Source organism: Paenibacillus gorillae, assembly GCF_000513275.1.
GTDB lineage: Bacteria > Bacillota > Bacilli > Paenibacillales > Paenibacillaceae > Pristimantibacillus > Pristimantibacillus gorillae.
The window spans coordinates 1-25,571 of sequence record NZ_CBVJ010000044.1 but is presented as its reverse complement, the minus strand read 5'-3'; the positions used below and the strand labels follow the sequence as shown (position 1 = coordinate 25,571).

Genomic DNA, 25,571 nt, shown 5'->3' with positions numbered 1-25,571 from the left:
GCCATGGTAGAAACGACGCTCAAAAGCATGGCAGATGCTATCGACTTTGCAGCAGACCAGATGGCTGCAGCTGGAGATGCGCTTCATGCCAGCCAAGCGTTGGAGCTAAACAGTAAGCTGACCGAGGGTCGGCTTACTGTTGCTTTTTGCGGCCATTTCTCCGCCGGCAAGTCAACGCTGATCAACAGGCTGTGCGGTGCGCAGCTGCTGCCTTCAAGCCCGATTCCGACGAGCGCGAATGTCGTCTCGATTCGTGGAGGGGAAAAGGCGCAGGCCAGTATCGTACAAATTCAAAATGGAACCAGCAAGCAGGTAGAAGTCCCGCTGCATGAGCTTGACGCTTACTGCAAGGACGGGGAAGGCATCGCTTCTGTTGCGATAACCTATCCGACGGAACGCTTAGGCAATCATACCGTGCTGCTTGATACGCCGGGTATCGACTCGACGGATGACGCACATCGGATGGCTACGGAATCGGCGCTTCATTTGGCCGATGTTGTGTTCTATGTGATGGACTATAACCATGTCCAATCAGAGATTAATTTCGCATTTGCCAAACAGTTGAAAGACTGGGGCAAGCCCTTATACTTTATCGTGAATCAGATTGACAAGCATCGTGAACAGGAGCTTTCTTTCGAACAGTATCGAAGCAGCGTAGCAGAAGCGTTCCAGGCTTGGCATCTTGAGCCGGCAGGGATCGTTTATTTGTCGTTGCGCCAGCCGGATCATCCTCATCAGCAATGGGATGAGCTCTTGACGCTGCTGAGCCGCTTGGCTGAGCTTCGCGAGCCCCTGGCCGCATATAGTGTAGATGCCTCGCTGCGGCATCTGCTGGGTCAGCATGCCAAGACGCTGGAGCTGAAAGCGGAGCCGGAGCGTGAGCGTCTGCTTGAAGAGGCCGGAGGCGAAGAAGCGGCAGCACTTGTGCAATCGGAAATTGCCGGGCTTCGGGCTGAAATGGTGCGGCTTAAAGCCGAACCGGACAATGTTCGCGTAGAGTTCCGGCGTGAACTGCAAGCGCTGATCGATAGCGCGATCATTACACCAGCGCCGATTCGTGACAAAGCGCATGCGTTTCTAGAGAGCCGCAAGCCGGGCTTTAAAGCCGGCCTGTTGTTTGCAGGCGCGAAAACCGCTGCAGAGCAGGAGCGGCGGCTGGAAGCTTTCCGCACCGATTTCAGCGGACAGGTGAACGCAGCTATCGATTGGCATGTGAAGGACTATTTGCGCAAGGCAGCCGAAGGAATTGGTTTTGCTGCTGAACGGCTGGAGCCGCTGCTTGAACAAAAGTTCGATTGGCAGCCTCAGCCGCAATGGCTGATTGATCTTGTTAATACTGGCGCGGTATTCGGCAATGAATATACGATGACCTATTCCCGTGAGCTGGAGAGCCAAGTGAAGGGCTTATACCGCAAACGCGCATTTGAACTGGTCGATGAGTTAATCCAGTATGCGGCAACGTCGAGTGAGACAGCAGCTGCCGCTGCACAGGAGCAGCTTGCCGCGCTAGGCTCGCAAGCGGATGCCTTGGCGCAGCTGGATGCGCTGGACGCGCTTGCTGCCTCGCACGCAGCGCGTCTTGCTGAGGCGCTGCCGCCGCAGGCGCCACGCCCGGCGCTGCCGGCGCCAAGCGCAGCCCGCAGTGCTGCCGCCGCGTCAGTGCAGGCGCCAGCCGCAGAAGCAGCGGCTGCGCAAGCGCCGCTGACTAAGCCGGCAGCTGTGCACGCGCAGCCAAGCGCTGCTGCACGCGCCAGCGCAGGCGCAGCGCTCGCCGGCGGAGCGGCGCTTGCGCAGCAGCGCGGCGCCGCAGAGCGGCTTCAGCGCGCGGCTGCGCTGCTGGAGCCGCATGCGCTGCTCGCAGCTGCAGGCAGCGCTATGCGCGACAAAGCGAACCGGCTGCAGCAAAGCCGGTTCACCATTGCGCTGTTCGGCGCATTCAGCGCGGGCAAATCCTCGCTCGCGAATGCGCTGATCGGCGAGCCGGCGCTGCCGGTCTCGCCGAATCCGACGACCGCGGCGATCAACCGGCTCGTGCCGCCTACGGCGGAGCACGAGCATGGCACCGCAACTGTCGTGATGAAGTCGCGCGACGCTATCATCGAGGATTTGCGCTACTCGCTCAACTTGCTTGGCGAGGATGCGTCGTCCGGCGCGCTGCCGGATGCTTCGGCGATTATGCGTGCGATCGACAAGTTGTCGCCTGACGCTATTCATGCTGGCGGCAGACCGCACTACAGCTTCCTGCGTGCTGCTCGAACTGGCTGGGAACGTCACGAAGGGCAGCTTGGCCAGTCGTTGACAGTATCGCAGGCGGAATACGAGCTGTTCGTAGCGGAGGAATCCCGTTCCTGCTTTGTAAGCGAGATCGAGCTCTATTACGATTGCCCGCTGACACGGCAGGGGATTGTACTCGTTGATACGCCGGGAGCGGATTCCGTCAATGCCCGACATACCGGTGTAGCCTTCAATTATATTAAAAATGCGGACGCGGTATTGTTCGTGACCTATTATAATCATGCCTTCTCACAAGCGGACCGGCAGTTTTTGATGCAGCTTGGCCGCGTGAAGGATCAATTTGAATTGGATAAAATGTTTTTCCCTCGTCAACGCCGCCGACTTGGCTGCAGATGAGGAAGAGCTGCAGGGCGTGCTGAAGCATGTGGGACAAAACCTGCTGCAGCATGGCATCCGCAATCCGCGTCTCTTCCCGGTATCCAGTCTGGATGCCTTGGACGCAAAACAAGCGGGAGACGAAGGCAAGCTGGAGCAATCCGGCGTTGCCGCATTCGAGCAATCATTCCTTCATTTTGTACAAAATGATCTCGGGAAGCTGGCCGTCGACGCAGCTGAGCAGGAAATTGCCAGAGCTGCTGCGACGGTGCAAGGCTGGTTGAACAGTGCGGCAGGGGATGCAGCTTCCCGTCAGCGGGAAAGCGCGCTGCTTGCAGAGAGACAGACCGAAGCGGGAGCAACCGTCGATGCGTTCCAGACAGCAGCGGCGCCTGCTCAGCTGACGCAAGAGCTGAACGAGCTGCTGTACTACGTCGTGCAGCGTATCCAGCTGCGCTTTGGGGAGTTTTACAACTATGCGTTCAACCCCTCGACACTGCAGGATGACGGCCGCGATTTGCGTAAAATGATATGGACGTCATGGCTGGAGCTCCAGCGTCTTGTACAAATGGAGCTGTCGCAGGAGCTGCAGGCGACTACCCTTCGTATGGAACGCAATCTGAACAGCCTGCTGCAGAAACAATATGCGGGCTGCTCGGAAAAGCTGGAGTCGCTCATCAACGGCTATTCCGGCATTCCATATGAAACAGCGACCCTGCCGACGCCGGATGCGGTTGCAGAATGGACGCCTTCGGCTGCTATTGACGCCAAATGGCTGTGGAGCCGTTTCAAATCACCTCGCCAGTTTTTTGAAGGCGAAGGCAAAGCGACGCTCCGCAAGGAGCTGGAGCCTTTCGTAACGCCAGCTCTTCAAGCGTGGATGAATGCTCACAGTGAGAGCTGGACGGAGCTTTATGGCGAGTGGTGGTCGCAAGCGGCCACCGCCGCAGGTAACGCTCTGTTATCCGATTTGTCCAGTTTTGCAGCGGGCATGCAAAAATCGCTGGCGGATAATGCGAACGTCGAAGAGCTGCAGACGCTGCATCAACAATTAATTGATATCCAAATGTAAACGATCTTTCAATATCTATATCGTTATTCGCTTAATGAATCCGGCTGCTCGCGAGAGCAGCCGGATTCATTTTTTTGTAGACAGTGTGATCCTGTGCAAAAATGGAGCAATACACACACCTAAGGGACGATTTTGGACGATTTGGGAGCATTACCCCTATCACTGTTCTTATTCGCCAAATTGGGCTCATATAGTCAAATATTCGGAAATTTCTACAGTTTGCTCCTCCCAGATGATGCTGATAATATTCAACTCATACTTATCAAAAATAGAACGGGGAGATGGATTTACTTGGACGTCTTTAGACAGCTAAAGCGATTTTATTGGGTAGAACGAAAGTTTCTGCTGACTTCCATCATCTGTCTGATGTGTGCGACTGCGCTCGGTCTAGTCTATCCGAATATGCTTCGCATTCTTATCGACGATGTCATCAAGGAAAGCAAGTTTGAAAAGGTGCCGGCTCTGGCTTTAACCGTCGTTGCCGTCGTTGCCTTCAAAGGCTTTATGCAATTTTTGCACGGATTTTTTGGCGGCCGGCTGGGCAACCGGGTTGCGCTTCGTCTTCGAAACGCCTGTTACGACAAATTACAAACGCTTTCTTTCCAATATTATGATAAAGCGAAAACAGGCGATTTGATGTCGAGACTGACAGCCGATCTGGAGGCCATCCGCAACTTTATCGGTTTTGGCTTTGCACAAATTTTGAACGTAGTACTAATGGTGCTGTTCGGCGGAGCCATGATGATGTCCATTCACTGGCAGCTGACACTGATTACGCTAGTGACGATTCCGCTGCTTGCCTTCTCGGCCATCCGGTTTGAGAAGAACATTCATCCTGCCTTCCGTGAAATGCGGAAAGCGATGAGTAACCTGACGACCGCGGTGCAGGAAAATATCACCGGCGTTCGTACGGTTAAATCTTTTGCAAGAGAGCCGCATGAAGTAACGAAGTTTGCGGTACGCAACGAAGCTTACAAGACGAACCAGATTGGCGCAGCGACGATATGGGCGAAGTTCTTCCCTTACATGGAGCTGTTCGCCAACCTGAGCGTTGTGATTCTGCTCATCGTAGGCGGCTCCTACGTAATGAGAGGCGACCTGAAGCTCGGCGAGCTTGTAGCCTTCTTTAGCTTGATCTGGTACATTATCGGACCGATGTGGGGCATTGGCTTCCATATTAACAACTACACGCAATCGAAAGCTTCCGGCGAGCGGGTGCTTGGTCTGCTGAACGAGCATGTCCATGTGAAAAACATCGAGCATGCTATCGTGCTTGAAAGTGAAGCCGTTAAAGGACATGTCCGGTTTGACCGTGTAACGTTCAATTATCCGGATAAATCACCAGCTCTTACAGATGTATCGATTGATGCGCCAGCAGGCTCGGTTATTGGCTTTCTTGGTGCTACGGGCTCCGGGAAATCGACAATTATTCAGCTGCTGATGCGTGCTTATAATGTGAAGAACGGCACCATCACGCTTGACGGAATCGACATTCGCAATATGGATACGGAAAGCCTGCGCAGCCAGATAGCACCCGTATTCCAGGAAACATTCCTGTTCTCGGCTTCCATTCGCGCCAACATCGCCTACGGCGTTCGCGATGTGACCGAGGAGCAAATCATTAAAGCGGCGAAAATGGCGAAAGCGCATGATTTCATTATGGAGCTTCCGCTTGGCTACGACACCGTCGTAGGCGAACGCGGCATGGGCTTATCCGGCGGCCAGAAGCAGCGGATCGCCATCGCCCGCGCTTTGATTAAAAACCCGCGCATCCTGATCCTCGACGACGCGACAAGCGCAGTCGATATGGAAACGGAGCATGAAATTCAAGCAGGCTTCAAGGAATTGATGGAGGGACGCACGACGTTTATTATCGCCCACCGGATATCCTCCTTGCGCCATGCCGATGAGATCATCGTTCTCGATGAAGGCCATATTGTACAGCGCGGCACGCATGAGCAGCTGCTGAAGCAAGCAGGGCCATACCGTGATACTTACAATATTCAATATGCGGATCATCCTTATATCGATCAGCAGCTCTCAGAGTCGGAGCGGAACAGGAGCAGCGTATAATGAGTGCCAATAAATCGAATGTAAACGATAAAAACGCCAGATTTATTTACAAAGACGATGATGCGATTGAAAAGCCGTTTAACTGGGCGCAGGTTCGCCGCCTGCTCGTCTATATGAGCCCTTATAAGAAAGAGCTTATTCCCGTCATTATAATGATGATTCTGGGTACACTTACCCGTCTTGGCATTCCAGCGCTCGTCATTCTGGCGATCGATCAAGCGATCGCGCCTGACAACGGCAATGGGCCGACAAGCTTTCCGAAGCTTTATTGGATTGCCGGGATTATGCTCTTGCTGTTCGTCGTGCAATGGGCTTCGAATACGTATCGGATCAAGTACACGAACATTATCGGACAGAAGGTCATTTATGACCTGCGTCATCATTTATTCCAGCATATTCAGAAGCTTTCATTCCGCTTCTACGACAAGCGTCCTGCCGGGTCTGTCCTCGTCCGGGTAACGAATGACGTTAATGCGCTGCAGGATTTGTTCACTAACGGCGTTGTCAACCTGCTTATGGACTGTGTTCAGCTCGTCGGTATCGTCATCATCCTGCTCGTATGGAACTTTAAGCTGGGGCTGGCGATTATGATTACAGTGCCGCTCATGTTCATTGTGTCGACAGCACTCCGCAAACGAATCCGTTTTGCCTGGCAGACGGTGCGGATGAAGCAGTCCCGTATTAATGCTCACCTTAATGAGAGTATTCAAGGCATGAAGATTACACAGGCTTACGTGCAAGAGAAAGACAATATGAGCTTTTTCGAAAATATGAATGAAGACAATTTAAAATCATGGAACAAAGCATCGGCGCTTAACCAGATGTTCGGTCCGGTTATTGAGGTGACCTCTGCGATCGGTACGCTTATCTTGTTCTGGTACGGTGCGCATCTCATTCAATCGAATGAAATTACAATCGGTGTGCTCGTCGGTTTCGCCAACTATATCGGCAACTTCTGGGATCCGATCAACCGTCTGGGGCAAATGTACAACCAATTGCTGATTGCGATGGCTTCCTCGGAGCGGATTTTCGAATTTATCGATGAGGAGCCGACCGTAGGCGAGCAGGGTACAGCGAAGCCGCTGCTCAGTATTCGCGGCGACGTGAAGTTCGACAACATCCTGTTCGAGTATGAGAAGGGAAGGCCGGCACTTAAAGGTATCAGCCTCGACGTGAAAGCGGGTCAGTCCATTGCGCTTGTCGGCCATACAGGCTCGGGTAAAAGTACCATTATCAATCTGCTCTGCCGGTTCTATGATCCGGTGGAAGGGCGCGTACTTATTGATGGCAAAGATATTCGTGACGTGACCATCGACAGCTTGCGCTCGCAGGTTGGTATTGTATTGCAGGATACATTCATCTTCGCTGGAACAATTCGTGATAACATCCGCTATGGACGGCTGGATGCAACGGACAGCGAAATTGTAGAAGCAGCCAAAGCGGTTCACGCCCATGATTTCATTATGAGTCTGCCGGATGGCTATGACACCGAAGTTGAAGAACGCGGCAACGTATTGTCCATGGGGCAAAGACAGCTGCTGTCCTTCGCACGGGCGCTGCTCTCCGATCCGCGCGTCCTCATTCTCGATGAAGCAACGGCCAGCATCGATACAGAAACGGAGCTTCATATCCAGGAGGCGCTCAAGACGCTTCTGGCCGGACGTACGTCCTTCATGATCGCTCACCGGTTGTCTACGATCCGCAACGCTGATGAAATTGTTGTACTGGATCACGGCCGTATCGTTGAGCAAGGCACGCATGATCAGCTGATCGCCAAAGGCGGCGTATATAACGGTTTGATCGAAGCGCAATATCGATTCTTGTCGGCATAACTATTGATTTTTGCAAAAAGAACCTCCACAATGGAACTAAAACTTCCGGGAGGTTCTTTTTCGTTATGTATGGATCACCATTGTCATCGCAAGCTCGTAAAATGCTGCTGTTAGGCTCAGGAGAACTAGGTAAGGAAGTCATTCTGGAGGCGCAGCGGTTAGGCGTCGAGACGATCGCGGTCGACCGGTATGCGAATGCACCGGCTATGCAGGCTGCGCATCGGTATCATGTCGCCGATATGCTTGACGGGGCAGCTATTAGACGCATTATCGAAGAGGAGCGTCCGGATTATATTGTGCCGGAGATTGAAGCTATTGCAACGGAAACGCTGCTGGAATTGGAGCAGGAAGGCTTCCGTGTTGTTCCTACAGCCCGCGCGGCGAGACTGACGATGGACCGCGAAGGCATTCGCAGGCTTGCGGCGGAGACACTGGGTCTGCCAACAGCGCCGTATCGCTTTGCCGATTCCTTGGACGAGCTGAGGACAGCAGTGAAGGAGCTCGGTTTGCCTTGCGTGATTAAGCCGATTATGAGCTCCTCCGGCAAAGGCCAAAGCGTCTGCCGGACAGAGGAAGATATTGACGCTTGCTGGCAGTATGCAATGGAAGGCGGACGTGCCAAAAAGCAGCGGATTATCGTTGAAGGCTTTGTTACGTTCGAATCGGAAATTACGCTGCTTACGATTCGTTCGGTATCTGGTACAAGCTTTTGCGCCCCAATTGGCCATGTGCAGAAAGACGGGGATTATATCGAATCCTGGCAGCCGCATGCCATGACGACCCAGCAGATAGAAGAAGCGGAACAAATCGCACAGCGCATTACGGATGAGCTGGGAGGCCATGGCCTGTATGGCGTTGAGCTGTTTATTACCGGAGAGGGCGTCCTGTTTAGCGAAGTGTCGCCTCGTCCGCATGATACCGGAATGGTGACGATGGCAACGCAGGATTTGTCGGAATTTGCGCTGCATGTCCGGGCCATTCTCGGCTTTCCGATCCCGACCATCCGGCTGCTGTCGCCGGGTGCTTCCCATACGCTTAAAGCCAACCGGGAGCATACCGATTTCCGTATCGGCGGAATAGAACAAGCATTGGCTTTGCCAAATACACAGGTCCGCGTGTTCGGCAAGCCGGAGACGAAGGTCGGCCGCCGGATGGCGGTTGCTTTGAGTACAGCGGAAGACACCGATCAAGCACGTGACGTTGCACGCCAGGCAGCGGAATCGCTGCGGATTGAATACAAGGAATAAAGCAGCGGCCCGCTGCTGTCCCAGCTACACAAACAAGAAGCCTTCACATCCGCGCATAAGGCGTGGAAGGAAGGCTTTTCTGCTGTTTAAGTTTGGGGTTCGTCAGGCCATAACGGGTATTTATTTGGTCTTACGCCAGTAGACACCGGTAATGTCAATCGGGATAATGGGATCGGTAATGTTGTGAATGGCACGGAAATCATGGACGGCCGCAGCGCAGTATCCGATTGAGTAGTCATCAACGATGAGGAATCCGCCGATAGAGAGCTTAGGATACAAATTATTCAAGCTGTCCATTGTAGAGGAATACATATCGCCGTCAAGCCTTGCGATCGCCAGCCGGGTGATCGGAGCGACAGGTAAAGTATCCTTGAACCAGCCTTTCAGAAATGTCACTTGCCGGTCAAGCAAGCCGTATTTGCGGAAATTGTTCTTTACTTCCGGCAAGGATACACGGAGGAAGTCTTCGGTATGAAAGGTAGAGGTGGCGTCAATCGGATATTGCGGATCAGGCGCTGGCAGCCCTTCGAACGAATCAGCGACGAATACGCGACGGTCATTCATGCCATGCGCCTTCAGAAAACCGCGCATAAAGATGCAAGCGCCGCCACGCCATACACCCGTTTCGATGAAATCGCCTGGAATGCCTTCCCGCAAAACTGTATTCATCGCATCATGAAGCTGATTCATCCGCAGTCTGCCGATCATACTATGTGCAATCTTAGGCCAATCCAATCCTTCCCAGCGGTTCGTAGGGGTTGCATTGCCGCCTTCATGTTCCAGCCAGATTTCGAATAAGATTGTTTTTTTCAGCAGTTCCAAATATAATTGCGTTCCCGCATCACTCGTCATTGATCGCTTGCTCCTCACATTGTCTTATTAGACCTAATATATTGAGGGGCGAGCAGGGTGGTGTGTGCATCCGCCACAGGAGGCGATACCCAAAATCATCCAAATGAAGGAGCAGCGTGAAGGAAGGCATGCTTATAATTTGATTTTACGGAAAAACTGATGCTTACAGCAGGTTGAATCCCGCCGATTACGGGCGTTCCTAAGGGCTGCCTTTGAATTTATCAATCTTTCTATCCCTTACCGGGCTTAGGATTCGGGCGATTCTTACCTGCTTTGTCCGCGAAGATGTCTTTACTAATCAGGACAATTTGCATTAAAATACTTGAAGTATGGAAACGCAATAAATAAGGAGGGCCAGGCCCTATGGCAGAACAACTTGATTTTTCCCCGAATTCTACAGCGGCTGATCGCAATTATGAGGCTGATGATATACAGGTTCTGGAAGGATTAACGGCTGTGCGCAAACGGCCGGGCATGTATATCGGAAGCACCAGCAGTTCAGGCTTGCATCATCTCGTTTGGGAAATTGTCGATAATGCGGTGGACGAGCATTTAGCCAAATTTTGTTCGGCTATTGACGTCACCTTACATAAAAACGGTTCTATAACGGTTCACGACAATGGCAGGGGCATTCCTACAGGCATGCACAAAACAGGCATTCCAACCCCGCAGGTCGTTTATACGATTCTTCATGCAGGCGGAAAGTTCGGCGGTTCGGGCTATAAGAAGTCCGGCGGTCTTCACGGCGTAGGCGCATCTGTAACGAATGCGTTGTCGGAGTGGCTGGAGGTTGAAATTTTCCGTGACGGCAAAATACATAAAATGCGTTTCGAGTATTGGGTTGATAAAAAAGGCAAGGAGCATGTCGGCGAGCCTGTAACCGGACTTGAAGTTGTCGGTTCAACTAACCGGACCGGGACGAAGGTAACGTTCAAGCCCGACGTGCGCGTGTTTCAAAATGGGATTTCCCTCAACTACGATACGCTGGCAGAACGTCTGCAGGAGATCGCCTTCCTCAACTCTGGCTTGAAGGTGACGATTAAAGACGACCGGAGCGGCAAACAGGACGTGTTTCATTACGAGGGCGGCGCCAAACAATTCGTCGAATATTTGAATGAAGACAAAACCGTGCTTCATGACGTCATTCATTTCGCAGGCGAGCGGGATGACATTGAGGTCGAAGTCGCATTGCAGTACAACGACGGCTATACGGAAACGATCGCTTCCTTCGTCAACTCCATTCCGACACGCGGCGGCGGTACGCATGAGACCGGATTCAAGACGGCGTATACGCGCGTCATGAACGATTATGCCCGCAAAGCAGGGCTGCTGAAGGAAAAGGATAAAAACCTGGAGGGCAATGATTTGCGCGAAGGGATGATGTCTGTCATCAACATCAAGATGGGCGAAGTCGAATTCGTCGGACAGACGAAGGATCAGCTCGGCAGCGCTTCCGCGAGAAGTGCGGTAGATGCGGTTGTAACGGACAAAATGCAGGTTTTCCTGGAGGAAAATCCGCAGGTAGCCCAATCGCTGCTCAAGAAGGCTGTACAGGCTTCAAAGGCGCGTGAGGCGGCTCGTAAAGCCCGTGAGGAAATTCGCAGCGGGAAGAAAAAGAGCGAAAGCTCCAACTTGAACGGTAAGCTCACTCCGGCGCAATCGAAGGATTTTACCCGTAATGAGCTGTTTATCGTCGAAGGCGATTCGGCTGGCGGTTCAGCGAAGCAAGGCCGTGATTCGAAATATCAGGCGATTCTGCCGCTTAAGGGCAAGCCGATGAATCCGGAGAAAGCGAAGCTGCTCGACATCTTGAAGAATGACGAGTACAAAGCCATTATCGCGTCGATCGGAGCAGGAGTTGGTCCGGAATTTGACGTCGAGGAATGCAACTACAACAAGATTATCATTATGACCGACGCGGATACGGATGGCGCGCATATCCAAGTGCTCTTGCTGACGTTCTTTTACCGCTATATGAAGCCGCTTATTGATACAGGCCGGATCTACATCGCGCAGCCGCCATTGTACAAAATTTCCCGCAAGTCCGGGAAGCTGGAAACGGTGCGTTATGCCTGGACGGACGAGCAGCTGCAAAATTACTTGAAGGAATTTGGCAAAAGCTTTGAGCTCCAGCGCTATAAAGGACTTGGTGAGATGAATCCGGATCAACTGTGGGAGACGACGATGAATCCCGAGACGCGCACGCTGCTGCAGGTGCAGATTGAAGATGCAGCGAAAGCGGAGCGCCGGGTTTCCGCCTTGATGGGCGATAAGGTCGATCCGCGCAAACGGTGGATATTGGAAAATGTCGACTTCACGGAGTATGAGGAATAGGGGGCAACGACATGGGTATGCTCGAACAGTTTTTACCGGCGTATTTGGAAGAGGTCGTCGGTGACCGATTCGGACGCTATTCGAAATATATTATTCAAGACCGCGCCATTCCTGACGTTCGGGATGGCCTCAAGCCGGTTCAACGCCGGATTTTATACGCAATGTACGATTCCAGCAACACGCCGGACAAGCCATACCGCAAGTCAGCGAAAACGGTCGGCGACGTAATGGGCAACTATCATCCGCATGGCGATTCTTCGATCTATGAAGGTATGGTACGGATGGCGCAGCCTTGGAAAATGGGCCATGTCCTCGTAGACGGCCATGGCAACTGGGGCTCGATGGACGATGATCCGGCTGCAGCTATGCGTTATACAGAAGCTCGCTTGTCGCCGATCGCAATGGAGCTGCTGCGCGATATTGAGAAACGAACCGTCCAGTTCAAGGACAACTTCGATAACACGACCAAAGAGCCTGTCGTGCTGCCGTCGCGTTATCCGAACTTGCTCGTGAACGGCGTATCCGGCATTTCCGCCGGCTTTGCTACGGAGATTCCGCCGCATAATTTGCGCGAGGTTATCGATGGCTGTATCGCAATTATGAATCGTCCCGACCTTCAACTGGAAGAGCTGATGACGATTATAAAGGCGCCGGATTTTCCTACGGGCGGCGTTATTATGGGCGAAGAAGGCATTCGCGACGCTTATGCGACGGGAAAAGGCCGGATCTATATTCGTTCCCAAGTGAAAATCGAAGATATGCGCGGCGGACGCCAGCAGATTACGATTACGGAAATTCCGTATCAGGTCGTGAAATCCAGGCTCGTTACTGCCATGGAAAATATCCGCTTGGAGAAGAAGGTAGAGGGCATTGCCGAGGTTCGTGACGAAAGCGGACGCAACGGCCTCAGAATCGTAGTCGAGTTGAAGAAAGAAGCGGATGCGAACGGCATACTGGCTTACTTGCTGAAGAAGACTGATTTGCAGGTGACATATAACTTTAACATGGTTGCAATCGTTAACAAGGCGCCTCTGCAGCTTGGCATTAAGCAAATATTAAGCGCTTATATTGAGCATCAGAAGGAAGTTGTAACGTTCCGGACGCAATACGATTTGGAGAAGGCGGAAGACCGTGCGCATGTCGTTGAAGGTCTTGTTAAAGCGCTGAATCTGCTTGATGAAGTTATTGCGACGATCAAAGCATCGAAAAACCGGGCGGACGCACAAAACAATCTGGTCGAGAAATTCGGGTTCAGTGAGCGTCAGGCTGACGCGATTCTTACCTTGCAGCTCTATCGCCTGACCAATCTTGAGATTACATCGCTGGAGAAAGAGCTTAAGGAAATGATGAAGCGCATCGCTTACTTCCGTTCGATACTCGATAGTGAGAAGAAGCTGTTGTCCGTCATCAAGGAAGAGCTTATTGAAATCCGCGATAAATACGGCATCGACCGCCGCAGCGAAATTCGCGGTGAGGTTGAAGAGCTTAAAGTTAATCTGGAAGTACTCGTTACACCAGAGGATGTGCTGGTAACGCTTAGCCGCGAGGGTTACATGAAGCGGACGAGCATGCTGTCCTTCACACGCTCCGGCGGCGATCTGGAGAATGCCGGCGTCAAGGAAGGCGATATGATCAGCAGCTTGTACGAAGTCAATACGATTGACAACCTGCTGCTGTTCACCCGGAAAGGCCAATACTATATGCTGCCTGTCCATCAAATTCCAGAGTTCAAATGGAAGGATACCGGTACGGCGATTGTCAATATCGTACCGATTCCGAAGGATGATTCTGTTATTAGCATTATCCCGGTGAAGGATTTCAACGCCTCTGAGGTGTCTCTCGTCTTCGTAACGAAGCGCGGGCAGGTTAAGCGTACAGAGTTGAAGGAATATATGACGACGCGTTCTACGGCCATTACAGCCTGTAAGGTGGCGGACGGCGACGAAATTATACGCGTGCAGGTGAGTGACGGTGCACAGCAACTGCTGCTAGTCAGCAAGCAGGGGATGAGCATACGCTTCACAGAGAGCGAAGTGAACCCGATGGGACGCGTGGCGGCAGGCGTTCGCGGTATGCAGCTCAAGGATGATGATGAGCTTGTTGCAGCCGAATGGGTCGCAGATGATGAAGGCGAGCTGCTCGTCGTAACCGATATTGGCTACGCCAAACGGACGCTGCTGCTTGATTATCCAGTCCAGGGCCGGGGCGGAAAAGGTGTACAGACCTTCGAATTCAAAGAAGGCAAACGAGTGAAGCCAAACGGCGATGTGCTCGTTGCCGCATTGTACTGCAAGGAAGCCTCCGATATCATTGCGCTTACGGCGTCTGGTGCACATCTGTCGGCCTCGACGGAGAAAGCACCGATCGAAGACCGCAAGTCAATCGGCAAGCTGCTGGTACCGGTAGAGAAGAATGACACGATCGATTCGATCATTATTCGTCCGGCGCTCTCGTCCCATCAATCGTAAGGACGGTTCGGCGGATCGAAGCGCTCGATCAATTTGACCATCGCATCAAGCATGACCCACAATGGCACCAGCTCATCCGGGCGGTCCAGCCATTGCGGGTCTTTTATTATGCCGTAAGCTTTTATTTTCCGAATGATTTCCGCTTTGTGCTCTTCCATGGGATCACTCCTTTAATCCGGCGTTGGGGTATACAATACATTGACAAATAGGGAGATCGCCTATGCTCATTGTATGTCTAGTCTTGTCAAAACGTTCGGAACTATCGCGATTAATGACTCAAATTATTAATCGGGTTAACCTTTTATTCGACATTGGCGTTTGGTATAATTGGGAATAAGGAGAAAATCGGACAGGAAGCGGGTGTCGGTATGGTTTCTGAAGAATTTACTCGATTATGGACGAAGTTGACGAGAGAGTGGAAGATGAGTCTGGAAGAAGGGTTGGCCCCTTTGACAGAAGGCCAGCTTAACGTGCTCGAACTGATGCTGCAATTTGAGCCGATGAAGCCATCCGATTTGCTGCAGCATTTATCCACGACGCCAGCGGCGATTACGACGCTGCTGGACCGGATGGAACGCAATGAGCTGATTGTGCGTACGCGCGACGACAATGACCGCAGGATCGTGTGGGTGTCCGTATCGGATAAGGGACGAGCTGAGGCAGAGAGGGGCAGAGAAATCCGCTCCAAGCTGTTTGAGGAGTCGCTGGACCGGATATCGGCCCACAATCAGCAGCTGCTCGTTTATTTGCTGGGCGAAAGTGGCAAACGCATAAAGGCAGCAGCCTGTAAAAGCTGCCCGAAACAAAAGCCGGCCCTCCGGATCAACCCTGTTGGGTTGTATCCGGAGGGCCGGCTTTTGTTTACAGCTATTATTTCATGGCGGACATTCGTTTACGCAGCTGCTTCAGCGTACTCTCCATCGCATTATAATCAGCAGCAGAGAGCAGCTCGTCTTTCGTACCGGTGGCGAATGCCTCTAATGTCTGCTCGACCGGCAGAATACGGTAGCGATAGTTGTTGTCCGGCTGGTAGCGATGAACCCACGTAGGAATGGTTTCAATCTCGCCAAACTGGATCGTGTGATCCGCGATATTTTTACGAATAAGTACTTTATAGATAATGCCATAATCCTTCGTCTCTTCGCGTTGGTTGGAGATGAAATTGCCCATAGAATAAATGATGAGTCCTTGTCTGGTCTTGCCTTCTTCATCCGTCGTCTCCAGCACCTCGTAAGGCTGTATGACATGGGGGTGGGAACCCGCTATTATGTCCGCCCCAGCAGCTACGAGCTTGCGAGCCAGCCTTTTCTGCTCATCGTTAGGCTGCGTCTGATACTCAATTCCGAAGTGGAGAGCAATCGTAACGAAATCGGCGCCGGCTGCTTTTGTTTTGGCAATATCCGCTATCATCTTCTTCTCATCAATTAGAGATACCATATAGGGTTTCCCTTGCGGAAGCGGGATGCCGTTCGTTCCGTAAGTATAAGAGAGCAGCCCCATCTTAATACCGTTTTTTTCGATGATCACATTCTTATTAGCTTCTGCTTGTGAGGCTGCTGTTCCTTTAATCGCGAACTTGTATTTCTTCAAGTTGTCCAGCGTGCGCAGCAGCCCTTTGCCGCCCTTATCGAGCGAGTGATTGTTTGCTGTCGTCAAGATGTTAAAGCCTGCGTATTCCAGTGCTTCCAGCAGCTCGACCGGTGCATTAAAGCTTGGATACCCGGTATAGCCGTAAGAGCTTCCTGCCACCGGAGTCTCCAGATTGGCCAGCACCCAGTCACCCTGCGATAGAATCGGTTTCACTAATGTGAAATAAGAATTAAAATTGTAAGTTTTGGTCTTCTCGTCATAAGCTCCGGGAACTTGCGGTTTATGCATCATCACGTCGCCCACTGCAATCCATTCCGCTTCTGCAAATTCTGGTTTTGGCGGAGGCGACGGAGAAGGCGAAACTGTTGGTGATGGGGGTAGTGATGGTGATGGAGATGGTGTAATGGCGGGCGAAGGGGTTGCGGTAGCTTCAGGCTCCTGTATCCCTATCGTTGAAGTGGCATCTGGCTGTCTGTCGCCCGGAGATGCGGAGTCGGCTATTTGGCCGCTCGCAGGCTTTGCAGGTGTATCGTCCATCAGTGTAGCGATGATGATAAAAGAAACTCCTGCTGCCGCAAGGAGCAGGAGGATAAAGCTGAGAAAAACAGGTTTTCGTTGTCGCTTTCGGCGCATCAACAATTCATCCTTCCTGTATGAACCAATTGGCCGCTTGCTCCAATTGGGAAGGTGTCCACCACGTCCATGCTGCCGAGCCGAAAGGAAGCGAGCGGAAAAGCATGCTTTCTTTGCTGACCGGATGAGGCACGGAAATAGAGGTTGACCATAGTGCCGGGTCTGATACTCCGCTGGTAGCCGGAGCGCCGTATTTGCGGTCTGCAAGGAGCGGACAGCCGATATGCGCCATCTGGGCGCGGATTTGATGCGGTCTGCCTGTATGCAGTCTGATTGCAACGAGTGAGCGGCTGCCTTGACTGGCGATGACAGCGTAATCGAGAATTGCTTCTTTTGCTTCAGCGGCAGGAGCGTTAAATACCGTCACCTGATTGCGCTTCGCGTCTTTGCGGATATAATGGCGCAGCTGTGCCTTGGCGGCAGCAGGAGAACCATGCACGACGCACATATAGGTTTTGCCAAAGCTGCGGTTGCGCACCGATTCCGACAACCGGGAAGCGCCTTTGGATGTTTTGGCAAAAACCATGACACCGCCAACTTGCCGGTCCAGCCGATGAACAAGGCCGAGAAACACATTCCCCGGCTTGTTATGGCGTTCTTTCAAGTCTTCCTTAATTAGCGTCAGCATGTCCGGGTCGCCCGACTCGTCCTCTTGAGAAGGGATGCCGGGCGGCTTGACGACCGCAAGCATATGGTTATCCTCGTAAAGAACCTCTATGGATGGCAAAGGCGCTTTAGCGGCTGCCATTACTTCGACTCCCAGCGGCCCAGAATGCCGCATGGCAGATTCAGTCCGGATGCTGTGATCGGCAAGCCGATTTCGCCACAGTTAATTTCTCCGCCGTATTTGCCCTTCATCGTCATATGAAGCAGGTTGTGAAGCACGGATGGAGAGAGGCCTGTCGTATAGGAGTTGATAAGCAGGAACAGAGGATTGTCCGACAAAATCGATGTACAAAACTCAACGAACGGGTATAGATTCTCTTCCAGCTTCCACGTCTCGCCGTTAGGTCCGCGGCCGTATGAAGGAGGGTCCATAATGATGGCGTCATATTGGCGTCCGCGGCGCTGCTCGCGCTGAACGAATTTGAAGACGTCATCGGTAATGTACCGGATCGGAGCGTTCTCCAGGCCGGATAGCTGGGCGTTTTCCTTGGCCCACTGAACCATGCCTTTAGCAGCGTCAACGTGAACGACTTCGGCGCCTGCTGCCGCAGCGGCTACGGTCGCTCCGCCCGAATATGCGAACAGGTTAAGGACGCGAATTGGCCGTCCTGCGTTTTTAATTTTGTCCATCATCCAGCTCCAGTTGACGGCCTGCTCAGGGAATAAGCCGGTATGCTTGAAGTTGGTCGGTTTAATGTGGAATTTCAGATCGCCGTAAGCGATGGTCCAGCGTTCCGGCAGGCTTGGCTTCATCTGCCACTGGCCGCCGCCGGAGGAGCTGCGGTGATAGTGGCCGTCTGCTTGCTTCCACAAGCCGCTTTCATTGCTGATTGGCCAAATAATTTGCGGGTCAGGCCTGCGTAAAATATGGGAGCCCCAACGCTCAAGCTTGTCCCCCGCCCCTGTATCGATCAGCTCATAGTCATTCCATTTATCTGCAACGTACATGGATATAGCAATCCTTCCTAAATGCAATTTTTTTGTATTATAATGAGGTCATCAGATAATTATAGCGAAGGTGGAAGGATGAATCAATTGAAAGCAGGCATTTATTCGCAAATTACATAGCCTTTTTTTGAAAGAAAATGACAGGTACGGATTGGATAAAGGAAGGTTGAGAAAGAAGAGGAAAATCAATTTGATACAATATGTATCTAAAGGGGCGAGGGTGTTCTACGAGGAAAGCCCAGGAAGCCGCGTCGACTGGCGACAACGGCTATTCGGCCTCGCGGATGACATCCATCATTTTATCAATTGACTGCTTGCGTTTCGTATGGTCCATGTTGTTCAATAGACGAATGATTTCAATCGTATCCGCCGGAGCGTCATGATGCTGGTTCTCGCGGGAATCGCCATGTATAATATAGTCTGTCGTCACATGGAAAAAGCCGGCGAGTTTGATCAACGTATCGTATACGGGCTGCCGATTGTTGATCTCGTAATGACTGTAGGCGGAACGGGTAATACCGATAATGCGGGCAACGGCTTCTTGCGACAAGCAATTGCGAATGCGAAGCTCCCTTAAGCGATCTCCCATCGTCGTCATTTTCCCATAGCTCCTTACGTTTATAAATACACCTACTATTAGTAATTTATGATACGAATTGTATCGTTGTCAAGCCTTATCTAAAATTATGATTAAGAAATGAGGTTTTTTTAATGGTAATGAAGTTTGAATGTGAATGCGGCAATCAAACCGCTTTGTTCGCAACGGGAGACAGCGATGAAAGCGGAAGAGAGTATATAGAGCTTGAAGACGACGACAGAATGACCTATATTATTTGGGAAAATAGTGTTCTGTTCAAATGTAAATTTTGCGGCTATACCTATCGGTTGGACAAGCTGGAATAGACAACAGAAGCAAAAAAGGCTTGAGCTGGATCTTCATTGATCTGTTCTCAAGCCTTTTTCGTTTATTTGCCAACTGCAGCAGAATGGCTGCTGTTGTTGCTTCTCCGGCTCACTATATGCTGGATAGAGTAGACGATAAGGAACAAAACCATCACGCAAGCGGCGTATCTGTACATAATCGAATAGCTGGAAGCCGATGCAATAATGCCGAGCAGCATGGAACCAGCGGCAACGCCAAAGTCCGTTGAATTATAGTAGAGACTGTTAACCGTACCGTGACGCTCCGGTGAAGCTTCACGAAGCATCCAGGCCTGTGTAGTCGGCTGGATGGCGCCGAAGCCAAGTCCGTAGAGCAGGGCGGATACAATAACAAGCGGCATCGAATTGGCATAGGAAAGAATAAGCATGCTTGCGATAATGATGATTGCACCAGGTATCAGCACGAGAGCTGGACCTCTGCGGTCGAATATACGGCCTGAAATTGGCCGGATGATAAGTACGGTACAGGCAATGAACAGAAAAAACAAGCCAATCCCGTCTAGATGCTTCTCCTGGCCGAACAGCGCCAAAAAACCAAGCAGACCGCCATAGGAAACAGACATGAGCATGTTCAGCAAAGCCGGAATGAGCATCTTGCCTTTCTTCGCCTTGCCGCTGCTGCTTATTGATGCCGTAACTATGCTCTGCATCTGCTGCTTTGGATTTTCCGATTGCGCAGGAATACTTCTTGTAAGAAGCAGCAAGGGGATAATCGCAAAGGCTGCGATGGTGCCCATTGCTGAAAGGGTCTCAAATCCGTAGTCTCTAATGACTGATAAGCCAATCATCGGACCGATGGACATGGCTATGCTTGTTGATAGGCCGAAGTAGCCGACACCTTCGCCAAGCCGTTTACGCGGGATGATTTGCGAGACGAGCGTTGGAAGCACCGTACTAGTCATCCCAAAGCCGATGCCGAAAAGCACGCGCAGCACAAGGAGCTGCGTCATCGTAGATGCATAGGGATACAGAAATGTAGTCAATGCCGCCAGTACGATGCCAGCGAGCAAAATCGTATTGCGATGTACGAAACGAAGCAGGCTGGCCGTCGCAAAACGGGTTGCAATAGCGGACAAAGCGAATAAGCTGGTCACGAGGCTGAGTGTGAAGTTTCCGGGATGAAACTGCTCTTTGGCATAAGCGGGAAAAGGCGACAGCAGCATCTGCAAGCTCAGAAACAATAATAAGTAGCTGACAGTCAGCACAATGAAGCTTTTCGTCCACAGTTTTTCTTGATGTGTGTTCATGATGTCATTCATTCTTTTACTCCTTTTCCTGTTCAAGCAAGCTTGCTGCCTGAATGCTTAGCTTGTTCAACATGCTGATCATGAGCGCATACTCCTCATCGGTTAACACACCGGATACATCACGCAGTACTTGATACTCAATTGGCGCAATTTCGTCAGCAGCTTGTATACCGGCTTCGGTAATATGCACATGATAGGAACGCCGGTCGTTTTTGCCGATTTTTTTCGTCACATAACCTTTCGCTTCGAGCGAATCCAAAATTCGGGTCGTAGTAGGCTTGTCTTTGCCCGATTTCTCAGCAATATCCTTCTGAATCATGCCGTCCTGCTCTCTAATTCGATAAAGCACCGACCATTGCTCCGGTGTGAGGTCAAAGGATTTAATGCGCGTCATGAACAATTGGTTCATTCTGCGGTACGATATGCCCATTACAAATCCGAGGGAATGGTCTAGCCCTTGTTGCCGCATCTGATTTATCTCCACCTCTAATTTAGTTGTTTAAACAACTATAAGTGAGGCAACTTTATTTGTCAATGACATCAGCCATTTATACAAAGAGCCGGCGTGGGGAAAAGTAAAGGAAACACATTCATGGTAAAGGGGAAGATCAAGATGGCAAACACGATGCTCCGTTCCTTCTGGATTGCAGCGTTTGTATTTGTATTAATGGTGGGAACGGCGTTTGGCGCTTCTGGCGCCTTTCATTTCGGCTTCAAAAAAAGTGTCGGCGGACAATTGCCTTCGATTAATGAAGAAGGATTCAAAGACATCGTCATGAAGCATGGTGCTATCTTTCTGGGAAATACGGAGCAAAAAGAGCTGTATTTAACGTTTGACAACGGATATGAGAATGGATTTACGTCTCAAGTGCTTGATGTGCTGAAAGAAAAGCAGGTGCCTGCCGTGTTTTTCGTAACGGGACATTATGTGAAGGATCAGCCGGATTTGGTGAAACGGATGGCGGCTGAAGGCCACTTGGTTGGCAACCATTCCTGGAGCCACCCGGATATGACGCAATTGTCAGCGGAGCAGATTCGAAGTGAATTAGAAAAGGTGAAGGAGGGGGTAACCGCATTGACCGGTCAGCCGATGATGTCGTACTTAAGGCCTCCGAGAGGTATTTTTAACGACAATGTGCTTGCGGTGAGCAAGGATTCGGGGTATACGAACGTATTCTGGTCCGTCGCCTACAAGGATTGGGATGTGAATAGCCAAAAAGGCCCCTCCTACGCCTACGAGCAAGTCATGAAGCAGCTTCATCCTGGCGCAGTTATTTTACTGCACACGGTATCGAAGGATAATGCCGGAGCGCTCGGTGCGATTATAGAAGAGGCCAAAAAGCAAGGCTATGTGTTCAAAAGCTTAGATCAGATGGAGACTAAGACTTATGGGACTGAGCGTTAGCGGATACGCCGGTTGCTTCCCGGTCATCGAGTACAGTAATCCAGCCGAATGGATCCTCTACCGTCCCTTTTTGAATGCCCGTTAAATTGTTATACAGTTTGGCAGAAAGCTCACCGGTCTGGCCGTTGTTGATCGACAGCTTATGACCAAGCCAGAGCAATTCGCCGATTGGCGAAATAACGGCAGCGGTTCCCGTTCCGAATGCTTCAATAAGGGAGCCGTTGCTATGCGCTTCAACAATCTCATCGATGGAAACGGTACGTTCCTCAACCGGAATGTTCCAATGCTTCAGCAGTTGAATGATGGAGTCGCGAGTGATACCGTCCAAAATGCTGCCGTTCAGCGCTGGTGTTACAATTGTTCCGTTAATATTGAAGAAGACATTCATGCTGCCGACCTCTTCGATATATTTCCGGTGAACGCCGTCGAGCCATAGCACTTGCGAGCTGCCATGCTTCGTAGCGTTCTCTTGCGCTTTCAATCCCGCCGCGTAATTGCCGGCGGTTTTTGCGTTGCCTACGCCGCCTTTTACAGCTCGTACATATTCGGATTCGACGAAAATTTTAACCGGATGAATACCTTCAGCATAATACGAACCAACAGGCGACATGATGATCATAAATTTGTATTGCGTGGAAGGATTTACGCCAAGCGCAGCTTCCGTTGCAATAATGAAAGGACGAATGTACAGCGAAGTGCCTTCTGCGGATGGAATCCATTCCCGGTCGGTCAAGATGAGCTGCTTAAGCGCTTCCAGTGCAAGCTCTTCGTCGAGATGCGGAATGCTGAGTCGTTCGTTGGAGCGGTTCAACCGCTCGAAGTTTTTACGCGGACGGAACAAGCGGATAGCGCCGTCTGACGTTAAATAAGCTTTAAGTCCTTCGAATACAGTTTGTCCGTAATGAAAAACTTTAGCGGCAGGGTCAAGGGTGATCGGTTGGTAAGGAACGACGCGAGCGTCATGCCAGCCGATGGATGCGTCATAATCTAGCATCACCATATGATCGGTATAGTATTTGCCGAAGCCTAGCTCTGACACTTCCGGCTTTTGCTTTTTATTCGTGGACAGTTCGATACGGATGTTTGCATTCATTCCAAAACATCTCCTCTGCAGATACTTAGTTGAATCGTAACATTACATTAGGTATATTAAAAATATCAGTTTTATCGGAGAGCCATACCTTATAGGTATGGGGTGGAGGTAGAGATGGATATAAGGCAGCTGCGTTACTTTTTGGCAATTGCAAATGAGGGACAAATTACGAGAGCAGCCAAAGCGCTGAACATGGAGCAGCCTCCGCTTAGTAGGCAATTGAAGCTAATGGAGGAAGAGCTTGGCGTCACGCTGTTCGACCGGAGCGGGAAAGGTCTGCTGCTGACACATGCGGGCGAGCTGCTGAGAGACAAGGCCGAGCAACTGCTTCACCAGTTTGGTGAGACGCTTAAAGAAGTGAAGGAGCTGGACGAAGGCGTGCAGGGTGTGCTCGCCATAGGCTCCGTCGTTTCTTGCATCTCCTTGCTGCCGCCGACGATCGAGCGTTTCCGCAAGCTGTACCCGCAAGTTACGTTCAAAATCGCCGAAGGCGATCATTACTTGCTTGGCTCTCAGCTGGAACGACGCAGCATTGAGCTGATCGTTGCGCGGCTGCCTCTGGAATCATCTCCGGAGATGAAGCCGTTGTCCGTGCTAAAGCTGCCATCCGACCCCTACGTAGCCGTTATGCCGACGTCTTGGGTGGACGATCCTTCAAAGCAGACGATGAATATGAGAGAGCTGGATGGGCTGCCGTTTCTTACCTTGAAAACAGACCGGACAACCGGTATGCATCATCAGGTTATGGTAGAAGCCAGGTCGCATGGTTTCGAGCCGAATGTCATATGCGAATGCTCTAGTGTTGCCGTTATTATGGCGCTCGTAGCGGCTGGTATCGGCGCGACTGTCTTCCCGAAATCGGTTATGGCTTCTTTCCCGCTGCCTACGATTAAGATGCTCACCATCGCCGATGCCGACTTTGAATCAGATGTCGGTATATTGTGGCTTAAGGACCGGTATTTATCCAAAAGCGCCCGGCATTTTATTGAGTTGTTTATGAATTGATTAAGGATCAAGATCGAGGCGTCAATCATAGAAATACGAAAAAGCGAAGCCGGGTTCAGGTAAATAACCGGCTTCGCTTTCTTTCTGTGCTGCTGTAGGAATTAAACTTTAATTTCGAGTAATTCGTATTTAATCGTGCCCACCGGAGCCGAGACATTAATCTCATCACCGACCGATTTCCCGATCAAGGCAACGCCAAGGGGGCTTTCATACGATATTTTATTATCCAATACATCAGCTTCTGCAGGGCCGACGACTCGGTATTCAATTTTTTCCGCCATCTCAATGTCATTCAACACGACGATGGAGCCAATCTGTACCTTGGACGTGCTGGAGCTTTCGACGACACGGACTTTTTTCAGCATCCGTTCAATCGTCTGAATTCTCGTCTCCATAAAAGCCTGATCGTCCTTGGCCGAGTGGTATTCACTGTTTTCCTTCAGGTCGCCATAGCTGATCGCTACTTTAAGACGCTGCGCGAGCTCCGCCCGTTTGACTGTTTTGAGTTCCTCAAGTTCTAACTCCAGCTTGTTCAAGCCTTCCGCGGTCAATAAAACTTCATTAGACATATGTTCCAAACAGCCCCTAACGTTTTAATAGATCAATTCTACACTAAAAAGTCCGGGGATGCGAAAAAGATTGAAAAAAGTTATTAACCATTCTGGAAAGAAGGGCAAGGGGGATAAAAAAAGCGATCAATCGGGGGTTCCGACCAATCGCTGGGGTTATTGTTTAGCCGTTTCCGTTGTCTTCATGATTGATTTGCCACTGAATTCCAAACTTGTCCGTTAAGTTCCCGTACAGTTTAGACCAGAACGTTTCTTGCAGCTCCATTCCGACCGTTCCGCCTTCTTTCAGCTTATGGAACAGCGACTTCAGCAGCTCGATATCTTTGTTGACGATAGACAAGCTGATGTTGGTGCCAGCCGTATAGGGCATGCCCGGGAATACATCGGAGAACATGACATTGCTGCCCATAATGTTCAATCTCGTATGCATAACCAAGTTTTTCGCTTCCTCTGGAAGCGGATAGTTCGGATCTGGAGGCGTTTCTCCGAAAGTCATGATCGAAGGAGATTCCGTCTCGAACACCTCTGCATAAAACTCGACCGCTTGACGGGTATTTCCGTTGAAATTCAGATAAACGTCAATTGACATTCCATTCACTCCCTGTCGTTAATTGGACTGGCACGCCTATTGTAGCATGTTCTAATGCGTATATCGAGTGTCTGATTAACGAGTTGTTGTTGAGCTCTGTTTTATGTCCAATGTTCTTTTGTACTGACGATAGGTTACCGAGATACACATTAGAGCACCTGTAGTAACAAAAACACCGATTGGAAACCACCAGCTCGCCCAGGGTGTAGAAATAAGAGGCATTAACGAAATTCCAAATGCAACAGGAACAGAAGTTTTAAATAACTTACAAAGAATAATGGTAATCAACACATTTATCATGCCAACCCAAATAATCGAACCCTCCAATAAATGATAAACCCCGACTGAAAGGATTGCCGTTATCGTCAATATTATTATACGAACAGGGATCAACTT

General features: G+C 50.9%; 22 protein-coding genes and 1 pseudogene. 11 read left to right on the top strand and 12 right to left on the bottom strand.

Annotated elements, in window-relative coordinates; translation table 11 throughout:
- The first annotated feature begins 3 nt into the window (after positions 1 to 3).
- From TY10_RS07840 to purT, 5 genes are all read left to right on the top strand, one after another.
- Complete coding sequence (locus TY10_RS07840; RefSeq protein WP_238327508.1) at positions 4 to 2,631, top strand: dynamin family protein; 2,628 nt, start codon at positions 4 to 6, stop codon at positions 2,629 to 2,631.
- Positions 2,576 to 3,682 carry a P-loop NTPase family protein gene (locus tag TY10_RS31400; RefSeq protein ID WP_238327507.1) on the top strand — a complete coding sequence of 369 codons (1,107 nt, stop codon included), beginning with the start codon at positions 2,576 to 2,578 and terminating at the stop codon, positions 3,680 to 3,682. The genes TY10_RS07840 and TY10_RS31400 overlap by 56 nt, the downstream gene beginning before the upstream one ends.
- Positions 3,683 to 3,973: 291 nt before the next feature.
- Complete coding sequence (locus TY10_RS07835) at positions 3,974 to 5,755, top strand: ABC transporter ATP-binding protein (RefSeq protein ID WP_042162314.1); 1,782 nt, start codon at positions 3,974 to 3,976, stop codon at positions 5,753 to 5,755.
- Positions 5,755 to 7,587 (top strand): ABC transporter ATP-binding protein, encoded by a 1,833-nt coding sequence (locus TY10_RS07830; RefSeq protein ID WP_042162312.1) that lies wholly within the window; start codon positions 5,755 to 5,757, stop codon positions 7,585 to 7,587. Before TY10_RS07835 ends, TY10_RS07830 begins: the two co-directional genes overlap by 1 nt.
- 65 nt (positions 7,588 to 7,652) lie before the next feature.
- Entirely contained in the window at positions 7,653 to 8,834 is a 1,182-nt protein-coding gene (gene purT / locus TY10_RS07825) for a formate-dependent phosphoribosylglycinamide formyltransferase (protein ID WP_042162310.1), read from the top strand.
- A 120-nt stretch (positions 8,835 to 8,954) separates the two neighbouring features.
- On the opposite strand, the gene TY10_RS07820 is transcribed toward purT, so the two are convergent.
- On the bottom strand, positions 8,955 to 9,686 hold the full coding sequence (locus TY10_RS07820) for a TylF/MycF family methyltransferase (RefSeq protein ID WP_042162307.1): 732 nt from the start codon (positions 9,684 to 9,686) through the stop codon (positions 8,955 to 8,957).
- 363 nt (positions 9,687 to 10,049) lie between these two features.
- Here TY10_RS07820 and parE point away from each other — a divergent pair, with 363 nt between their 5' ends.
- Entirely contained in the window at positions 10,050 to 12,020 is a 1,971-nt protein-coding gene (gene parE, locus TY10_RS07815) for a DNA topoisomerase IV subunit B (RefSeq protein ID WP_042162305.1), read from the top strand.
- Between the two features lie 11 nt (positions 12,021 to 12,031).
- Positions 12,032 to 14,488, top strand: a complete 2,457-nt coding sequence (gene gyrA / locus TY10_RS07810; protein ID WP_042162303.1) for a DNA gyrase subunit A — start codon at positions 12,032 to 12,034, stop codon at positions 14,486 to 14,488.
- Here gyrA and TY10_RS30980 read toward each other — a convergent pair.
- A complete protein-coding gene (locus TY10_RS30980; protein ID WP_188887772.1) occupies positions 14,479 to 14,646 on the bottom strand; it encodes a hypothetical protein in 168 nt (55 codons plus the stop codon). The genes gyrA and TY10_RS30980 overlap by 10 nt on opposite strands.
- 210 nt (positions 14,647 to 14,856) lie before the next feature.
- Between TY10_RS30980 and TY10_RS32210 the strand changes: the two are divergent.
- Positions 14,857 to 15,054 (top strand): annotated as a pseudogene (locus tag TY10_RS32210) (MarR family transcriptional regulator); the annotation flags it as partial.
- Positions 15,055 to 15,358: 304 nt separating this feature from the next.
- On the opposite strand, the gene TY10_RS07800 reads toward TY10_RS32210, so the two are convergent.
- The 4 genes from TY10_RS07800 to TY10_RS07785 form a co-directional block, all read right to left on the bottom strand.
- On the bottom strand, positions 15,359 to 16,711 hold the full coding sequence (locus tag TY10_RS07800; RefSeq protein WP_042162299.1) for a CapA family protein: 1,353 nt from the start codon (positions 16,709 to 16,711) through the stop codon (positions 15,359 to 15,361).
- A 7-nt stretch (positions 16,712 to 16,718) separates the two neighbouring features.
- Positions 16,719 to 17,459, bottom strand: coding sequence for an RluA family pseudouridine synthase (locus tag TY10_RS07795; protein ID WP_042162297.1), 741 nt, complete (start codon positions 17,457 to 17,459; stop codon positions 16,719 to 16,721).
- Entirely contained in the window at positions 17,459 to 18,325 is an 867-nt protein-coding gene (locus TY10_RS07790; protein ID WP_042162295.1) for a class I SAM-dependent methyltransferase, read from the bottom strand. Before TY10_RS07790 ends, TY10_RS07795 begins: the two co-directional genes overlap by 1 nt.
- A 268-nt stretch (positions 18,326 to 18,593) precedes the next feature.
- Positions 18,594 to 18,923: a helix-turn-helix domain-containing protein gene (locus tag TY10_RS07785; RefSeq protein ID WP_042162292.1), complete on the bottom strand. Its 330-nt coding sequence runs from the start codon at positions 18,921 to 18,923 to the stop codon at positions 18,594 to 18,596.
- A gap of 113 nt (positions 18,924 to 19,036) precedes the next feature.
- On the opposite strand from TY10_RS07785, the gene TY10_RS07780 reads away from it, so the two are divergent.
- Positions 19,037 to 19,228: a hypothetical protein gene (locus tag TY10_RS07780; RefSeq protein ID WP_042162290.1), complete on the top strand. Its 192-nt coding sequence runs from the start codon at positions 19,037 to 19,039 to the stop codon at positions 19,226 to 19,228.
- Positions 19,229 to 19,290: 62 nt separating this feature from the next.
- Here TY10_RS07780 and TY10_RS07775 read toward each other — a convergent pair whose 3' ends face one another.
- Both TY10_RS07775 and TY10_RS07770 read right to left on the bottom strand, forming a co-directional pair.
- Entirely contained in the window at positions 19,291 to 20,526 is a 1,236-nt protein-coding gene (locus tag TY10_RS07775) for an MFS transporter (protein ID WP_238327506.1), read from the bottom strand.
- 4 nt (positions 20,527 to 20,530) lie between these two features.
- Positions 20,531 to 20,983 carry a MarR family winged helix-turn-helix transcriptional regulator gene (locus TY10_RS07770; RefSeq protein WP_042162288.1) on the bottom strand — a complete coding sequence of 151 codons (453 nt, stop codon included), beginning with the start codon at positions 20,981 to 20,983 and terminating at the stop codon, positions 20,531 to 20,533.
- 198 nt (positions 20,984 to 21,181) lie between these two features.
- Here TY10_RS07770 and pdaA point away from each other — a divergent pair, with 198 nt between their 5' ends.
- On the top strand, positions 21,182 to 21,919 hold the full coding sequence (pdaA, locus tag TY10_RS07765) for a delta-lactam-biosynthetic de-N-acetylase (protein ID WP_238327509.1): 738 nt from the start codon (positions 21,182 to 21,184) through the stop codon (positions 21,917 to 21,919).
- Here the strand turns inward: pdaA and TY10_RS07760 are convergent.
- Positions 21,894 to 23,012: a branched-chain amino acid aminotransferase gene (locus tag TY10_RS07760; RefSeq protein WP_042162283.1), complete on the bottom strand. Its 1,119-nt coding sequence runs from the start codon at positions 23,010 to 23,012 to the stop codon at positions 21,894 to 21,896. The genes pdaA and TY10_RS07760 overlap by 26 nt on opposite strands.
- A gap of 114 nt (positions 23,013 to 23,126) precedes the next feature.
- Between TY10_RS07760 and TY10_RS07755 the strand changes: the two genes are divergently transcribed.
- A complete protein-coding gene (locus tag TY10_RS07755) occupies positions 23,127 to 24,017 on the top strand; it encodes a LysR family transcriptional regulator (protein ID WP_042162281.1) in 891 nt (296 codons plus the stop codon).
- A gap of 101 nt (positions 24,018 to 24,118) precedes the next feature.
- On the opposite strand, the gene greA is transcribed toward TY10_RS07755, so the two are convergent.
- The 3 genes from greA to TY10_RS31395 form a co-directional block, all read right to left on the bottom strand.
- The gene (gene greA / locus TY10_RS07750; RefSeq protein WP_042162279.1) at positions 24,119 to 24,586 is read right to left on the bottom strand and encodes a transcription elongation factor GreA; all 468 of its coding nucleotides are present in this window, start codon (positions 24,584 to 24,586) and stop codon (positions 24,119 to 24,121) included.
- A 163-nt stretch (positions 24,587 to 24,749) separates the two neighbouring features.
- A complete protein-coding gene (locus TY10_RS07745) occupies positions 24,750 to 25,175 on the bottom strand; it encodes a VOC family protein (RefSeq protein ID WP_042162277.1) in 426 nt (141 codons plus the stop codon).
- Between the two features lie 75 nt (positions 25,176 to 25,250).
- Positions 25,251 to 25,571 (bottom strand): hypothetical protein (locus TY10_RS31395; protein WP_042162275.1); only part of this gene is annotated, 321 nt, incomplete at its 5' end.

Excerpts from the sequence above, each read along its gene's own strand:
- TY10_RS07840 (WP_238327508.1), top strand. The coding sequence starts at position 4 with ATGGTAGAAACGACGCTCAAAAGCATGGCAGATGCTATCGACTTTGCA.
- TY10_RS07830 (WP_042162312.1), top strand. The coding sequence starts at position 5,755 with ATGAGTGCCAATAAATCGAATGTAAACGATAAAAACGCCAGATTTATT.
- purT (WP_042162310.1), top strand. The coding sequence starts at position 7,653 with ATGTATGGATCACCATTGTCATCGCAAGCTCGTAAAATGCTGCTGTTA.
- TY10_RS07820 (WP_042162307.1), bottom strand. The coding sequence starts at position 9,686 with ATGACGAGTGATGCGGGAACGCAATTATATTTGGAACTGCTGAAAAAA.
- parE (WP_042162305.1), top strand. The coding sequence starts at position 10,050 with ATGGCAGAACAACTTGATTTTTCCCCGAATTCTACAGCGGCTGATCGC.
- gyrA (WP_042162303.1), top strand. The coding sequence starts at position 12,032 with ATGGGTATGCTCGAACAGTTTTTACCGGCGTATTTGGAAGAGGTCGTC.
- TY10_RS30980 (WP_188887772.1), bottom strand. The coding sequence starts at position 14,646 with ATGGAAGAGCACAAAGCGGAAATCATTCGGAAAATAAAAGCTTACGGC.
- TY10_RS07800 (WP_042162299.1), bottom strand. The coding sequence starts at position 16,711 with ATGCGCCGAAAGCGACAACGAAAACCTGTTTTTCTCAGCTTTATCCTC.
- TY10_RS07795 (WP_042162297.1), bottom strand. The coding sequence starts at position 17,459 with ATGGCAGCCGCTAAAGCGCCTTTGCCATCCATAGAGGTTCTTTACGAG.
- TY10_RS07790 (WP_042162295.1), bottom strand. The coding sequence starts at position 18,325 with ATGTACGTTGCAGATAAATGGAATGACTATGAGCTGATCGATACAGGG.
- TY10_RS07785 (WP_042162292.1), bottom strand. The coding sequence starts at position 18,923 with ATGACGACGATGGGAGATCGCTTAAGGGAGCTTCGCATTCGCAATTGC.
- TY10_RS07780 (WP_042162290.1), top strand. The coding sequence starts at position 19,037 with ATGGTAATGAAGTTTGAATGTGAATGCGGCAATCAAACCGCTTTGTTC.
- TY10_RS07775 (WP_238327506.1), bottom strand. The coding sequence starts at position 20,526 with ATGAATGACATCATGAACACACATCAAGAAAAACTGTGGACGAAAAGC.
- TY10_RS07770 (WP_042162288.1), bottom strand. The coding sequence starts at position 20,983 with ATGCGGCAACAAGGGCTAGACCATTCCCTCGGATTTGTAATGGGCATA.
- pdaA (WP_238327509.1), top strand. The coding sequence starts at position 21,182 with ATGGTGGGAACGGCGTTTGGCGCTTCTGGCGCCTTTCATTTCGGCTTC.
- TY10_RS07760 (WP_042162283.1), bottom strand. The coding sequence starts at position 23,012 with ATGAATGCAAACATCCGTATCGAACTGTCCACGAATAAAAAGCAAAAG.
- TY10_RS07755 (WP_042162281.1), top strand. The coding sequence starts at position 23,127 with ATGGATATAAGGCAGCTGCGTTACTTTTTGGCAATTGCAAATGAGGGA.
- greA (WP_042162279.1), bottom strand. The coding sequence starts at position 24,586 with ATGTCTAATGAAGTTTTATTGACCGCGGAAGGCTTGAACAAGCTGGAG.
- TY10_RS07745 (WP_042162277.1), bottom strand. The coding sequence starts at position 25,175 with ATGTCAATTGACGTTTATCTGAATTTCAACGGAAATACCCGTCAAGCG.